At 45.7% G+C, this 16,924-nt stretch carries 8 protein-coding genes; all 8 read right to left on the bottom strand.

Annotated elements, in window-relative coordinates:
* Positions 1-40: 40 nt before the first annotated feature.
* The gene (locus RCO84_RS12375; protein WP_287866458.1) at positions 41-1,360 is read right to left on the bottom strand and encodes an ATP-binding protein; all 1,320 of its coding nucleotides are present in this window, start codon (positions 1,358-1,360) and stop codon (positions 41-43) included.
* Positions 1,361-1,526: 166 nt separating this feature from the next.
* Positions 1,527-2,978: an AAA family ATPase gene (locus RCO84_RS12370; protein ID WP_317572862.1), complete on the bottom strand. Its 1,452-nt coding sequence runs from the start codon at positions 2,976-2,978 to the stop codon at positions 1,527-1,529.
* 143 nt (positions 2,979-3,121) lie between these two features.
* Positions 3,122-3,337, bottom strand: a complete 216-nt coding sequence (locus tag RCO84_RS12365; protein ID WP_118255317.1) for a hypothetical protein — start codon at positions 3,335-3,337, stop codon at positions 3,122-3,124.
* Positions 3,338-3,840: 503 nt separating this feature from the next.
* Positions 3,841-5,832 (bottom strand): RagB/SusD family nutrient uptake outer membrane protein, encoded by a 1,992-nt coding sequence (locus tag RCO84_RS12360; protein ID WP_317585250.1) that lies wholly within the window; start codon positions 5,830-5,832, stop codon positions 3,841-3,843.
* A 12-nt stretch (positions 5,833-5,844) separates the two neighbouring features.
* Positions 5,845-8,967, bottom strand: coding sequence for a SusC/RagA family TonB-linked outer membrane protein (locus RCO84_RS12355; RefSeq protein WP_287866454.1), 3,123 nt, complete (start codon positions 8,965-8,967; stop codon positions 5,845-5,847).
* 217 nt (positions 8,968-9,184) lie between these two features.
* Positions 9,185-10,831, bottom strand: coding sequence for a GH35 family beta-galactosidase (locus RCO84_RS12350; RefSeq protein WP_317585249.1), 1,647 nt, complete (start codon positions 10,829-10,831; stop codon positions 9,185-9,187).
* Entirely contained in the window at positions 10,824-12,830 is a 2,007-nt protein-coding gene (locus RCO84_RS12345; protein WP_317585248.1) for an alpha-glucuronidase, read from the bottom strand. The genes RCO84_RS12350 and RCO84_RS12345 overlap by 8 nt, the downstream gene beginning before the upstream one ends.
* Positions 12,831-12,913: 83 nt before the next feature.
* Positions 12,914-16,834, bottom strand: coding sequence for a hybrid sensor histidine kinase/response regulator transcription factor (locus RCO84_RS12340; protein ID WP_317585246.1), 3,921 nt, complete (start codon positions 16,832-16,834; stop codon positions 12,914-12,916).
* Positions 16,835-16,924 lie beyond the last annotated feature (90 nt).

The following is a 16,924-nucleotide window of genomic DNA, read 5'->3' as shown; positions in this document are numbered from 1 at the left end:
AGCGGCAGTTTTGTCAAAAACTGCCGCTTTCGCTGAAATACTAACTTTCTGCCTTTAATTCTTTGTCTAGCACAAAGAGCATATAGAGGGGGATGTTGATGGTTTTTGAACTGTTGTTTCTCTCGTATGGCAAGAGACTGGTGCGAACCGACCATTTGGGTGAATATTTTTCCCGATACAGTTTCAAACTCTTGGCATTCATGGTTACTCCTGCCTTTGCTTCCAGTGGATATACATCCAAACCGTCGGAAATAAGGAAGTCAACCTCTGCAGTGGCTGAAGAAGACCAATAATAATTGGTTTCCAGAGTTTCTGTAAAGTTCTGAAGTTCCTGACAGACATACTGTTCTGTCAACGCTCCCTTAAACTCTTCAAAGATTCTGCTTCCTTCTAATATTACTTTCGGCGATATTTTGCTCATTGCCCTCAACAGACCTACATCCAGTAAGAATACCTTAAACGATTTGAGATCAGCATAGGCTGAAATCGGGATGTCGGGCTTGCTGACATTGTTGGTTCTGATGATTTCACCTGCATCAGAAAGCCACATGATGGCATCCTCATATTCCCGTGCTCTGGCTCCCTCTCTCACCAGTCCATAGACAAACTTCTTGTTTTCCTTCGCCAGTTGCGAAGGGATGCTGTTCCATACATAACGGATTTTCTCGACCATATACTTTGGAGCATGTTTGGAGAAGTCTTTCTGGTAGGCTGCTATCAGTTCCTGCTGGATGCGGTTTACCTTGTTGTAGTCTTTGCTGCCCAGCCACTCTGTTACAACAGCAGGCATACCTCCTATTATCATGTATTTTTTCAGATAATCTGTAAGGCGAGCCTCGAATGCTCCCAGGTTTCTGTTTCCTTTATCGATATAGTCTACCAGCATGTTCTCTCCGTTTGCTAGCAGAAACTCTTTAAAGGACATGGGATATAGATGTAGGAAATCTGTCTTTCCTACAGGGAAGGATGTGCCTTCGTGCAGGGCTATGCCTAGCAATGAGCCTGCGCAGCAGATGGCATACTCTGGTGCCTCTTCGCAGAAATACTTCAAAGAGGTGAGTGCTCTCGGCATTTCTTGTACTTCATCGAAGATAATAAGAGTTTCCTCGGGTATTATCATTTTACCATTATATATAGAGAGCTGTTCTATAATGCGTTGTGGTGATAAGTCGCCAGCAAATATCTCTTCGAGTACATCACTCTGTTCGAAGTTGATGTAACATACGTCTTTGAAGTACTTGCGCCCAAATTCTTTCAGTAGCCAAGTCTTGCCAACTTGTCTTGCACCTTCCAGTATGAGTGGCTTCCTTCCGTGACTGTCTTTCCATTTTAACAATTGGGATATAAGTAGTCTTTCCATACGCTAAAAATTATGTCTTGGCAAAGATACTAATAAACAGTGAATTACGCAAGTAAAATCACATTTTCCTAAGGACTTTTAAGTATATTTATCACATTTTCCTAAGGACTTTTCTGTTAAATCATCACATTTTCCTAAGGAGTTTTGACTGGAAATCCCACATTTTTCAAAACAAGTCGTCTCCTGTTACCTGTCTGTTGATCTTTCTTGCATACATATTATTATACAGTCCATGAGGGGTGATAAAAGTTGGTATGAGCGTCTTGGTGGTCTTCGTCACTTTCTTGAAAACCTTCAGGCGGTGTGCCAGATGGGCATCGTATGCCTTGCTGATTTCATATTCCCCATTGCAATATTTCATCTCGCAGATAGAGATGGATTTATCTGAGCGGTCTATCAGCAGGTCAATCTGTGTTCCACGTTTCAGGTCTTCGTCTGCCTCCTCGTCTGCCATAACTTTGGCAGTAGGTCGGTAAGACCATGAACAAGGGGTATTGATGCAGCCATCTATGCCCAAAGCTCTGATAATTTCGTTGATGTGGTGAAGGCATACGATTTCAAAGGCATGACCGCACCATGATTCATACTCTGCAGTGGTTTGCATCTTGACCCAATAGTTGTCGAGGAATGCCCCCTTATTATGCATGAATTTGAAATAAAACAGGCAGAAAGGATCTATGAGCTGATACATCATATCTTTCTTCGACTTGCCGAAAGGAGTATAACTGCGGATGAAATCACATTGCTCAAGTTCTTTGAGTATCTGGCTGAACCTTCCGTTGTTTGCCAGTCCCGTGGCGTCCAGCAGGTCTTGTCGGGTCATTCCTTTGCCTTTGCTTTTCAGGGCTGTAACTATGGCAAGATGGTTGTCGGCTTTCTTGAAGAGCGAACTGAACAGACGGTCAAACTCTTCGGTGAGTTCGCCGCCACGGGTGAAGCAAAGCTGCTGGATATTCTGTGCCACACTTTTGTTGTTTTCGAAAAGAGAAAGGTAATAAGCTACACCGCCCATTGCCATATAGCACTCAATGATTTCCGGGCGCTCATAATAAAAACCCTGTGCTTTGAAATACTCTTCTACTTCATGCAGCTTGAAGGGAGAGAGCAGAATGTTGTGAGTAATGCGATTATGGAGCCCTCCCCGTGAATTGATAACCTGGTTGAGCATCCAGGTGGTAGCACTTCCACAGGCTATCAGTTTGATGTCGCTGCGGTATGATGCCCAGTCGTTCCAGAAATGTTCCAGTGCACTGATGAAGTGGGAGGCATACGTGTCGAACCAGGGAAGTTCATCGAAGAAGATGATTTTTGTTCCTTCTGGCATTTTTTCCAATGCTTTCTGCAGAAGCCGGAATGCTTCCGGCCAATTAGAAGCATCAGTTTCTATGCCTAGCTGGTCGTTGAGTGCGAAGCTGAAACTCGCAAGTTGCTCCTTGGTTGTAACATTGTCTTTGCCTGTAATGCGGAATGTAAATCTGTTTTCGAACAGTTCTTTTACAAGAAAAGTCTTGCCTACACGGCGTCTGCCATAGATGGCTATAAATTCTGATTTGCGGCTTGAAATATAGTTTTCAAGCTTTCCAATCTCTTGTTCTCTGCCTATAATATTCTCCTTCATATCTATCTCATATTAGTGAAACCTGTCGCAAAGTTACAAAAAATATGAGATTACGACAACTTTTAAACGAGAAATCTGTCGTAATCTCGATAAAAAAGTGAGATTACGACAGATTTTCATGAATTTTCTCTTTAATTACTTGTCTACGGTAGAAGAAACATTGTTCTTCTCGTTCCGAATACACCATCATATCCACGGCGACCATTGCTGCCGTCGGCGATAGGTTCGTTGATGACATCGTAGCCGAAAGGCACCACGTTCTTTTCCTTCAAGTGATTAGCTACGCCGCTAACCCATGCATCCATTGCACCTTCGAGGGCAGCCTGCTTCTCGGCAGGAGTCTTCAGTACGTAGTACATCTTGCTGCCGGCACGGGTGGCCTTTCTTGCCTTTCCGTTTCTAGCCAGAACATACTGGATGCCTCTTGTTGCGGTACTCTGATTCTTGGCAAGACCGAACTTGATGTTATCTATATAATAGGTAGCGCCTACCTTGCCGAAGTTGAGGATGATGCGGTTGGCATTCAGAGAGTTCGTACCGCGGATGCGGATGGTACTACTACCACCAGGAGTACCATTGGTTTTTTATGATTTAATTGGTTTAAAACTCGTTCGTTGGTTTATATACGAATTTTGTTTTTATTGATTTTCTGCTGCAAAGATAGTCTTTTATCTGTTAAGTGCCGTAAACTAACGTGCCATCGGTGTTTCTTTTTGTTTCATATCTGAATAATATATAAACAAAAGAAGGAAATATGAAACAATATATCCCCTTCTTTTGTTAATTAAGTGTATTTCGACATCTATTTATTGTATTCTAATACGTTTGTCGAAAATATGGTATTCTGTCATTGTAGCTTGTCTTATTCTGTATAGCTTGGATTCTGATAAGCAGCCTTTTCCTCTGCTGACATTTGGAGCGCATCAATCTGTCCCTGTGGAATAGGACGGAGATACTTCTCTGGAGTGATGAGCACACGTTCCCAAGTCTTAGGAGTATGATCGCCTGCTGTAAGACCGCAGATGGTATAGGTTCCTGCAATCTGCTTCCATGTCTGGGTGCGGACGAGATCCCACCAACGGTAACCTTCACCGAAGAACTCGCGTGAACGCTCTGCCAGAATATACTCGATGGTAATATTCTGAGGTGTAGCATCCTTCATCTGCTGACTGTAGTCTGCCACCTTCTCGCGCTGACGGTTGTTGTCGTATGTCCAGACACCTGCACGACCACGAATTTCATTGATTAGGTTGCGAGCGGTCCAGTTGCCAGTTGTCGTTGCACCCTTTACTGCAGCCTCGGCAGCGATGAAGTAGAGTTCAGAGAACTTCAATACAGGGTATGGACGTGGGCTGTCACCATTAGGCTTACCCAATGTGTTGCCATTGTCTGAACGGTAGATACCATTCTTCCAGTTGTTCAACCATGCATAGCGGCTGATACCACTTGCAGCAATCACCCAGTCGGCACGACCAGGGAGCACACCTGCGCCTACATTGCTGTAACCAGCTCCCTTTGTACCATCACCAGCTGCATTCTTTACACCTTCCTGTGGATAAACGATGCCTGAAGCTTCACTGTCGTCGATGAAGGTAAGGATAGAATCCTGTGCATTTACAGGCAGGTTGTTGGCATTATATGCTGTGCCTGAAATAGCACCAGACTTATCCCAGTTGCTGCGGAACTGATAAGCAAATGTTCCGTCGAAACGAGAGTCCATCTTCTTCTCAGCGAAGGTCTTGGTCATTACCTCGATAGGAGTAGCCATCTGCTTCCAAGGACGGTCCTTTCCCTGAACAGCTTCACGCTGTACAGAACGGAATGCATCCCATGTTGTGGCATTCTTGGATGTCTCCAGGAAGGTATAGTCCCAACGGCACATCCAACGGGCGAAGTTACCAGGCGCATTACCACCTGCCCAGTCGAAGTTGGTACCACCATCATAGTAGTTGTTAGACTCGTTGTGGTCTGCATAAAGCAAAATCTCGTTGTTGCGGTCGTTTGTACCCACGTTAACCATATAGAATGACTTCTGCAAACCAAATCCTGCAGGATTGTTGATGGCTTCTACTGCGATATTGTATGCCTGCTGGAAGTACCATGCTGCATCATGTCCATCTGGGTCTGTGCGGTCACAAGTAGGATAGGTTGGGATGTTGTTTGGATTCTGCAACCACCATCCGTATGTCAGATAAGCCTTAGCTAATACCAGACGAGCTGCGGTCTTGGTGACACCACCTGTGACACGACCTGCGTCAGGAAGCTGTTCGATGGCAATCTTCAAGTCAGGGAATACCGCCTTGGTATAAACTTCTGGTACTGTGTTACGGGTAGAAGTACGGGTAGCATTGATGTTGAACTTCAACTCACCGGCACCTAAATCCAATGGAACACCGCCGAAGGTCTGAACCAACTCGAAGTAGTCGAATGCACGGAAGAAGCGAGCTTCTGACAAAAGACTTTCAGTAATGCCTGCAGCAGAACCATTCTCTATCACACCACTTGCGGTATTGATATCAGAGAAGGCTACGTTCCACAAAACATCTGCTCGACAGTTGCTTGGATTCAGAATCTGCTCTGTCATATCGATAGGGTAATCGTTTCCGTTACCACCATGTCCGTAGGTATACTCATCGGTGCCTTCCTCTGTAGCTATGAGCCAATAACCATTGCCCCAATAATAGCGGAGGTTGGCATAGAGTGATGTAATGCCTGCCTCTACACCCTTTTCTGTCTTAAAATATTCAGGGGTATATCCCTGACGGTCGGTTTCTTCGAGCACACTAGAGCAACCTGTAAATGCAAGGCCTGATGCAAGAAGTCCTGCTACTAATATATAACTGCGAATTTTCATTGTTGTCAATTTTTAGAAGGTTATGTTTAATCCGAGCAACCAGTTGCGGGTAGAAGGTGTGTTGAAACCTACTACGAGCAAGTTTGACTTGTAGAATGAGGTTACTGCCTGATTCTCGTTACCGTATGAGTTGGTCTCTGGGTCCATGCCTGATTCATCATGGTATGGAGAGAAGAGTACGAATGGATTCTGTACGGTTGCATAAACGCGAGCCTTGCTGATACCACACTTCTTGAGCCATGGCTGATTGAAGTTGTAACCCAATGTGATGGTACGAATCTTGAGATAAGAACCACTGAAGTAACCCAGTGAATTACCATACTTAGGGTTGTTACTGCTTTCGATACCACCTGGCTTTGGATAATCATTTGTAGGATTGTCCTCTGTCCAATAGTTTACATCAATGTTGTTACGACGACCGGTCAGCATATTCAGATAACCCTGTGAACCATAGATGGTGCTAATCAATGTACCACCATGACGGTATGAAGCTACTACTGAGAGATCCCAGTTCTTGTAAGCTACACGGGTATTGAAACCACCTTCCCAGTCTGGGTCTACCTTCATAATCTGACGGTCAGCCTCACCGTATGGACGGGTAGGAGTGCCATCTGCGTTATAGTCACCATTGTACTTAATCTTGATCATACCAGCGTTACCACCTGGTTCAGCAACCTTGCGGATGTCTTCCTCGTCGGTCTGCCAGATACCAATCTTCTCATAGTCGTAGATGACGTTGATAGGTTTACCAACGAACCACCAGTTGCTTTCGTCACGTGTTGCTCCTGATGCCAATTCTACCAATTCATTCTTATTGGTATAGAAGTTTACACCTGCATCCCATGTCCATCCATTCTTATTGTCGATGATGGTTCCGTTCAGAGAAAGCTCGAAACCCTTGTTGCGGGTCTTTCCTACGTTTGCCATATAGCTTCTTACGCCGGATGTTGATGGCAAGTTAACGCTCATCAGCAAGTCTTCTGTATTCTGAACATAGTACTCTGCAGTACCGCTCAAACGACCACCGAAGAGAGAGAAGTCGATACCATAATTCCAAGTCTTGGAATATTCCCAGCCAAGTTCTGAGTTAGGAAGAGAAGAAACGTACATACCTACCGCATAACCATTAGGGTCGCTACCGAAGTTGTAGGCACGTGTGCTCAATGCACCGAGGGTTGAATATGGGTTTACTGACTGGTTAGATGTCTCACCATAACCCACACGGAGTTTTAAGCTTTCCAGCCAAGTAATATCCTTCATGAAGTTTTCACGAGAGATATTCCAACCGAGAGATACGGCAGGATAAGTATGCCACTGGTGTCCCTTTGCCAGACGGGAAGAACCATCTGAACGGAAGGCTACGCTTGCCATATACTTGTTGTCGTAGTTGTACATCACACGTCCCATGACAGACTCAAGACCACTCTTGTAATATGCCTGATTTGCAGGATCTACTGTTACCGTTTTTGCATAACCGATGTTATAGAACTGGAACTTGTCGTTCGGAATATCGAGTCCATACATATAGGTCTGGCGATAGTTGGTCTGCTCAGCAGAGTAAAGTACTACCGCATTGATTGTATGTTTGCCCCATGTCTTGTCGTATGTCAGCATGTTCTCGATAGCCCAGTTGGTTGTGCGCTGATAGCGGGAAGTGGCATGAGAGTCTGCATTATCCTTGTCAGAGAATACACCCTGACCTACATAGTTTCCATATTCGCTGGAACGATAGTTCAAACCGAGATTGATGCGATATTTCAATCCGTCTACGTGAGGAATCTTCACTTCGCCATAGAAGTTGTTATAGGTACCGTATGCCTTGGTCTGGTCCTTGTGGCTATCACCAAGACTTTCGATGGTATTCTTGGTATAAACCCACTGATCATCACTAGACATGCGAATACGTGTCTTCAATGAGCCATCCTCATTATATGGGTTGGCGATTGGAGTTGCACTCAATGTGTTGTAGAGACCGAGGTCGCTATTATTGGTGATACTGTAGTTGCTGTTGGTGCTGAAACCAATCTTCACGTATTTACCTATCTCCTGATCGATGGCTGCATGCATAGCATAACGGTTGAAGTTCTGTGTTGGGATAACAGCTTCATCACGATAGTATGAGAGTCCGAAGTTGTAGCTTCCCTTGGAAGAGCCGCCAGATACACCGATGTCATGGTTAGTGGTGATACCAGTCTTGAACAATTCGTCCTGCCAATCCATATCCACAGCACCATCTTCGCCCCAATACTTCTCATCAGGACCATTCTGGAACTTGTTGGCATACTGACGGAGTTTGGTGAACTGTTCTGCGTTCATCATCGGATAACGGTGGAAGAGAGTCTTGGCACCGATGTAACCATTATAAGTTACAGTAGGGCGCTGCTCCTGATAACCTTTATAAGTAGTGATGATGATGACACCATTGGCACCACGAGAACCATAGATAGCGGTAGCAGAGGCATCTTTCAAGATGTCCATGCTCTTGATGTTGTTAGGATCGATGTCGCTGATGCTACCTGCGAATGGAATACCGTCGAGTACGATCAATGGGTCATTGCTGGCTGTCAGGGAACGTGTACCACGGATACGAATCTGCATGGACGCACCTGGCTTTGATGAAGTCTGTGCCATCTGTACACCTGCGATACGGCCCTGGAGGGCGTTGGTGATGTCGGCACCAGGAACCTCACGTACCAACGAACCAGTAACGTTAGCTACAGAACCTGTAACGGCTTCCTTACGCTGGGTACCATAACCGATAACGACAACGTCGTTGAGGCTATGACCTTCTTCCTCCATTGAAATCTTAATGTTTGTCTGATTGCCGACTACGACTTCTTTGGTGTTGTAACCAACATAAGAAATCACGAGCGTAGCGCCAGGCTTTACATTAATAGAGAAATTACCATCAAGGTCGGTTACTACACCGTTACCTGTTCCTTTCTCCTTGATTGTTGCACCAATCAGCGGGCCCATAGAATCGCTGATATTACCTGTAACCTTTTTTGTTTGTTGTACTGAAGTTGCTATCAGAGAATTTGCTTCTCCGTTGCTAGCTTGTACTTCTGGAGCATACATTCCAAGTGTGGAACACATACCCATTAAGATTGTTGTTTGTTTAAAATATAACTTCATAGTTTAACAGCTTATAGGTATATAAAATGTTTTCTACTTACTATTTTGTTAATTGGTTTATGGCTGCAAAGATATGTCCTTTTTCGTAAAGTGCAGTTAAAATTTGTATCTTGCGTGTTTTAAAATGTTTCATGAGCAATAAAATAGACATATTAGAGCAGAAAAAAGGGGATATGCAGCTGCAGATCCCCTTTATACCTTATTATATATAGACGTTTTAGTATTCGTATAGCTTGATGTGGAGTATTTTATTGTCTCCACATGAGATGCGGGCATGGCGCCCCTGGTGGTCCTGATCGCCGTTATCACGACGGATAAACTGTAATTTGCCGTTTTTGTCTACTTCAACCTGGTCAACATATCCGATACCGATACGCTTGCCTTTGAAAGTAGCGGTTTGTTTCTTTGTTTCGGTTCCACCGTTATCAACAAATCCGTCCTCACCAAGTTTCTTTTCTTCAGCTTGTGCTTTTTCTGTCTTGCTCTGGAAAACTACGACGATACCATTACCAGCTATGATGTATTCGTTCTTGGCTAGTTTCACAATCAAGCCACCGCCTTCAGGCCATTTACTTCCATCTGTAGCACGTGGATCCCATGGTAGCGTGAAGAAATGACGGCAGGTCATGGTGATATCTCCATCTTCGATGATTCGCTCTTTGTCTTTCTGGTCGAAGAGTAATCCCCAGTTTTTCCCCTTTCCCTGATGCTGAAGCAGGATAGGAGAGAGTTGGTCGATAACCTTATATGAACGTCTGAGACTGTTCTTCACCTTGTAGTCAGCTTCATCGAGAGCAAACGGACTGAAACTGATGGCATCTGTTTCGCCGAAGGTATAATATGCCTTTACGCCGCTATTGATATCGCATTTCACTTCTGGAGTGAAGAAAGGATTGTCGGCACGCTTGTATTTCTCTACCCATCCCTTGTAACCGGTATCATAGATGTCTGGTGCAAAGATGTCGATGCTTGGTGCACCGCATTTCCAGATATCAATCAGATGGGCAAGTGGTCCGGCAGAAGGATATTCGCCAGGTTTTCTGCCACGGCTGTTCATTGCAGCATTTACATACATCGGAATATTGTAGATGGCTTTGCCTGCTGAGGCTAGCTGCTCTACATACTTGGCATAATAATATGCCTGGAATTTCTCGTCAGCATAACGGTCTGTTCCGAAAACTTCTGCCCATGTACCTTTCTTCTTGAGCTTGAGTGCCTTGAGTAATGGAGCAGGAACGGGTTGTCTGTAAGCTTTTTCGGCAAGAGAAGAGTGGTCGCGGGCAGATTCGAGCATGCCGATTTCGTTTTCTACCTGTATCATGATAACGGTATTCTCCTGACTGTCTACTGCTTTAATGTGCTTCATCAGTTCGCAGAATGCTCGCTTGTCTGCTTGAAGCAGGTTATCGCTAAAGGCAGTGCATATCTCCAATGGCTTGCTGTTCTCTGTGAGCGAACGAGGGAAACGCTTGGTGTTTTCCTTTACCCATAGTGGAGCATAGCAGCTCATGGAATTCTTCCAGGCACCAAACCATAGGAAGACAATCTTCAAGTCATGCTTACGGGCTGTTGTGATGACGCTGTCTACGAGTGCGAAATCATATTTGCCCTCATTAGGTTCTACAAATTCCCAATATGCAGGAACGAAGACAGAGTTGACTCCGCTATTCTTCATCTGTTTCAATGCTTTCCTGATGTCGGCAGGACTCGTTGCGGCAGAGTTGCTCAATTCGCCAGCCAGGAGAAGCATCGGCTTGCCATTGACAACAAGCTGGGTTGCAGTGCCTTGCTTCTGCAGTTTCACTCCAGCTTGTATATTGATGCAGCATAATAATGTTAGAAAAGATAATACGATCTTATTCATAAATCTTCATTTTAGAAAAGGTTTGAAAATACTTGAGACAGGTATTGCGCCATTCCTTTGCGTTTTCCAACTGTACATTGAGTAATGAATCGGTATGTTGCCATTCCTGTTCATGCCCCTTCATATACTGTTTGGCTGAGGTATGCCAGAAGTCGCGATATACTTCAACCATCGCCACACCCATGTTGTACTTCATGCAGAGTTCTTGCCAGAGGGTGCTTCCTGATTTCATCTTGTAATCCCAAGCTACATGATGGAACCATAGGAGATATTCTTCAGGACAGGTCTCGATGTTATCATACAGACTGCGATATGGTTCTGGGTACTGACCGACAGCATCTGTGCCCTTGGATGAACGGTCGAAACCTACGCCCTGTGCATCTGCCTTGTGATAGTAGACCGGGCACCATTCCAGAGGATAACTTGCGATGAAACCATCTGGTTCAGGACCGTAGTGGTGGTCGAACTTGAAGATATGATGCAAACCCAAAGGCATCATATAATTGACGCAAGCTTCGCGCGAAGTCATCATCATCATCTCTACCGGCTTGGTAAATTTCTCGTCCTGGTTTTCGTAGGTCTGTACGAGCCATTCATGAGCAATCTCTTCGGCTGTAAGCGAAGGATTCCATGCCAATCTGCCGAAGGCATACCAGTTAGCCTGAGAGAACGGATGACCGCACCAGTTGGCATCATCACCGATATTGGCTACACCTGAGATTCCAACCAGTCTGTCTGGATTAACAAAGCCAAAGAATTCCATCCACATAGGAGCGAGATAGGTGAGGTGCTTAGACTGACCAAGATATTCCTGGGTAATCTGAAGTTCTGCTATCTGTGGAGTCTGTTTGATGTTGTCGAAGATAGGAGCGTATGGTTCACGTGGCTGGAAGTCGAGCGGACCATTCTTTGACTGTAGGATGACATTGTCGCGGAACTTGCCATCCATACCTTTGAATTCGCTGACAGCTTGCTTCACACGGTCTTCTCCCTTATGGTTAGCACCATATACAAAGCTTCGCCACATGATGATGCCTCCGTATGGTTTGACGGCATCGGCAAGCATGTTGGCTCCATCGGCATGTGTGCGGTGGTAGTCGCCAGGACCAGGCTGTCCTTCAGAATTGGCTTTTACGAGGAAACCGCCAAAGTCAGGGATGGTAGCATAAATCTCTTTTGCCTTCTTCTTCCACCACTGCTGAACCTTCTTATCCAGTGGGTCGGCGGTCTTGGTGTAGCCTAAAGCCATAGGCGAAGCGAAGTTGATGCTGAGGTATACCCGGATGCCATAAGGACGCAGGATGTTGGCAATGATCTTCACCTTATTAATATATTCTGCGGTCATCATCTTTGGCGATGCATTCACATTGTTGAGCACGCTGCCGTTGATGCCCAAAGAGGCGTTGGCACGGGCATAGGTGATGAGACGGTCGTGCAGACTCTTGCTGATGCTGCCGCCCTTACCGTTTTTGCCGAGTTTGATTTCTTCCCATTTGAAGATGCTCTTTCCGGCATAGCCACGTTCGATGCTGCCATCGAGATTATCCCAATGGTTGAGGATGCGGAGACCCACTTGTGGCTTCTCGGTTTCATCGATAGCTTTGCTGAAGTTCTGCTGATTACCGCTACCAGTGTTGTAGGCATCGGTGTTCTGAAGACGAATCAGCTCGTAGGCACCATAGAGCAAACCGATAGGATTGCTGGCGGTGATAGTTGCTTCGTACTGAATGTTGTCGCCTTGCTGGGCAGGACGGGCGTAGATGTTATAGCCCTCGCCCAGGTTGAGACTCTTGTCTATCTTGAGCTCAACATTCTTGCCACGCCAGTTGTTTTCTAGCTCCTGCTTGGCAATCTTGGCTGTTGCATCATTAGGCAACTGTGAGATAACTTGGCATGAGTTAGCATACTGCTTTCCGAGCCATAACTGTGAACCATCACTCTGTGCAGAAACATGGAGTGATGTAAGTACCGTAAATAATAAAATGAGGTATTTCTTCATATCTTTGCAGATCGTTAGTTTGTATTATTATTGTTTCTGCTGCAAAGATACGAAAAAATACCTTATTCTCTTCTATTTATTGTTTATTTCTCATTTCTCTTTGTTTCAGCATACTCGCTAGGCGACATGCCATAGTGTTTTTTGAACACGGTAGAGAAATGGGTCTGGTTGTTGAAACCTACAGAGTAGGCTACCTGCGTGATATTAATCTGTCCTTCTTCGATAAGACGTGCTGCCTGTTCCAGTCGGAGGTTACGTATAAATTCTCCGGCAGAAACACCAGCAATCTCCTTTAGTTTACGGTGGAGCTGTGCACGGCTGATACCTACCTCCTCGGTAAGTTTCTCTACATTGAGGTCGGGATCGGCAAGGTGGGCATTGATATATTTCATCACGCGTTCCATCAGGGCATCGTTATTGCCCTTTACCTGAATCTGCTCAATCTTCGCCTTCTGGCCCTGTGCTCCGCTGTATTTGCCGCGGATGCGTCGCACATTATCCACCAGGTTGTCGATAAGGATATGCAGCTCTTCCATGTCGAAAGGTTTTGCCAGGAAAGCATCGGCTCCTCTGCGAAGTCCTTCCAACCGGTGTTCCACCTCGCTCTTTGAGGTGAGCAGGATGACAGGAATATCGCTGATGTTGCTGTTGCTCTTGATGTTCTTGAGCATCGTGATTCCATCCATCTCCGGCATCATCACATCGCTTATCACGAGGTCGTACTTGCCGGTGAGCAGCATCTTCAAACCCTCCTTGCCGTTGCAGGCATGCTCAAAGCGGTACCAGTCGCTCAGTTCGGTCTTGATGTATTGGGCAATCCCGCTGTCATCGTCAACTATCAGGATATTGAAGTTGCGGTTGGCCTGTACTTTCTTTTTGGTTATCTCCTGCTCCTTCTTGTCTTCTTCTTCCAGTATCTCGCCTGGCTGCAGATGGCTGTTGCCCAGCGGAATGCTTACTTCGAAGCAGGAACCCTTGATGCCGTCGGTACGGTTGTAGGCCTTGATCTTGCCTCCGTGCATTTCTACAAATGCCTTACAGAGGTTGAGTCCGATACCGGTTCCTTCGATATGGAGACCGCTGCTGTTGTTTCCCTGATAGAAACGTTCGAAGAGGCGGTCGGTCTTCTCTTCTTTCAGTCCGATGCCTGTATCTTCTACCCTGATGGTGGCATTCTTTTCGTCTTTACCTATGATAACAGTAATCTCGCCGCCATCAAAGGTATACTTCATGGCATTGGAGAGCAGGTTGGAGATAACCTTGTCAAAGTTGATGCGGTCTATCCAAACCTTCAGCTTGCCTTTATCGCTGCTGAGGCTTTTGTCTTCTTTGAGCTCAAGGGTGATATTGCGCTCCTGTGCATTGAAGCGGTAGAGCGATACGATGCCATGCAGGAATTCCTTGAGCGGAGTCTCCTGACAGTGGAGATGCATCTGGTTCTTGTCTATCTTTCGCTCATCAAGTATCTGGTTTACCAGAAGCAGGAGGCGCTGGGCATTGCGGTCGATGGTATCGATATCCTGTTTGCTTTCGTCATCTGTTAATCTTGTTTTCAGCTTGTTGAGCGGCCCCATGATTAATGTCAGCGGCGAGCGGATATCGTGGGTGGCATTGATGAGAAACTGCATCTTGGTCTCTTCCAGGTCTGCCTTGCGGCGGCGCTCGTATGTGTAGATGACATACAGGATGACGCTTGCTATGATCAGGATATAGAGGAGATATGCCTCGGGTGATGCATACCAAGGGTCGCATACCTTGATGTTGATGGTGGTAGGATTCTTGGAATATCTGCCATTACTGGTAGCTCTTACTTCCAGCGTATAGTCGCCCGGTTTCAACTTGTTGAATGCTACGGCATTGGCGCCTTCATTGGTGCTGTTCCATTTGCCGTCGTTGATGCGGTATTGGAAACTGATATTATCGGTGTTCCTGTAGTTGAGCAGCGAGAACTCCAGAGTGAATGAATTCTGGGAGTAAGGAATGCTGAAGTCTTTAGCCATACAGTTGATTGGCTTTCCGTCGATGATGAAGTTGGTGAGATGTACATCTCCCAGTTCCATCTTCTTGGCTCTGACAACGTCAGGATAGAAGGTTGTGATACCATCGCTGGTTCCGAAGGCGATAAGATCGCTGGCGGTATGCATGGAAGAGCCCAGCACGTACTCACGGGTAATAAGTCCGTTGCCGTTGATGTGCCCGATAAACTGTCTGTTCTTCTGTTCGTACTGCCAGATGCCCATGGTTGTACTTACCCACAAGTCACCCTTCTGGTCTTTGATGATGCTGCAGACCTGCTTGCCTTTCAACGCTTCCGCATGAGGGAAGTCTGAAATCTTATTGCTCTTTCTATCAAACAGATAGAGTCCTTCTTCGGTACCGATGATAATATCGCCGTTCTTTCCTTCGCAGATACCATTTGCCTGTCTGTCTTTCAGAATAATGTGCCATCCGAAATCCTTGAAACTGAGCGTTTTGGTATTGAGACAGGAAACTCCATTAGAGGTTCCTATCCATAAATGGCCTGTATGATCGAGCGCCATGCTTCGCACCCAGTCGTTGCAGAGAAATCCTTTATCGCCTCTTTGCTGCATGTTCAGAACGGTAACCTTGCCGCTTTCCACATTATATATATATAGGCCTTTGCTGTATACAGAAATGTAGAGGTTGCCCTGTGCATCGTCGGTCATACAGTAGATGCCGGCGCTGGTAAAGGTGAGTTTCTGCTGGTATGTACCTGTATGAGGGTTGTAGCTGTAGAGTGCGCTGCCATTGCTGATCCAATAATCGCCACGTCGATCTTTATAGATGATGCAGGTACCGGCAGGTGACTGGGGATGGGCGATAATCTTGCCTGAAGCATCAAAACAGAACACACCACTGTTCTGTACCGTACACCATGTTTCACCATTTTCGCCTTGTGCAATAGATGAAACACTGCTGCCGATGATGTAGTTCTGTGCAGAGAAACTCCAGCTGTTGAAAGCCTGCTGGCGCTGGTTAATCAGGTACAGACCTTTCTTGTAACAGCCTATCCAGAGATTGTTGTCCTTATCTTCGATGATATCGTTGACGAAGGCGGTAGCCAGATTGAAACTGCTGTTGCTGTTCTCCAACTGTTCTACCCTGTTGCTTCCCTTTCTGATCATGAGAACACCATGTTCAGAGGTGCTGATATAGAGGTTGCCTTCGTGGTCGAAGGTAGCATTGTTGATAGTTACATTATTCTGATAACCGCCAAAGTCGTAGCCGGCATCAGCGATGCGGCCTGTCCGGTAATCATAATAGACGATGCCATACATGCAGACGATGAGCATGGCCTGCGGACGATGTTGGATGAAAGCCACAGGTGCTCCGCATGGCGATTTGAAGTCTTTGCGCAGCACCTTGCCTTGTTTCTTGATGAAACGGGTGAAGATTGAAAGGTGGCTACTCTGCCAGAGATAATGATGCTTATCTTCGTAGATATGGGTAAAGAATACAACAGAATCGCGCTCAGCGTATTGCCTTTCCTGTCTGATAGTGAAAAGGTTGTCTGTTCCTTTCTGGGTATTTCTGTCTTTTACAGAATAGAGACCATATCCTGCAGTACCCAGCAGGATATCGCCATTGTGACTTTCTACCATAGAATAGATACGTGGCTTTCTGCCATCAGGAAACTGGAGACGGGCGAAATCGTTCGTCTCATAATTATAGCGCATCAGTCCCTTGGCACAACCTATCCACAGGTTACCTTTCTTATCTACCAGCAGGTCGGAGATAATGTTGTCAGTAATGGAGGTTGTGTCTTCTTCGTTGTGCAGATAGTTGGTAAAGCGGTAGCCGTCAAACTTGCTGAGTCCGTATTCGGTTCCCACCCAGATATATCCGTATTTATCCTGCACAATGCAGTTGATAAGCGAACTTGACAGTTTGCCCGATGTGAAAAGTTCACCACTGTCAGCCCATACTATGAGCGAGATGGTGATAGCGAAGAGTGCCGTTAGGCAATGTCTGATATGCTTCATATTTCCTGTCCGTTTTCTTGTTTAAAATAGGTTGTTACGGCTGCAAAAGTAACAAAAAACAATGAAAGAAACAAATTCTAATGCAACAAA

Source organism: Segatella copri (genome assembly GCF_949820605.1).
Classification (GTDB): Bacteria; Bacteroidota; Bacteroidia; order Bacteroidales; family Bacteroidaceae; genus Prevotella.
Note: the sequence above shows the minus strand (reverse complement) of the source record. Positions and strands in the feature narration are given on the sequence as shown.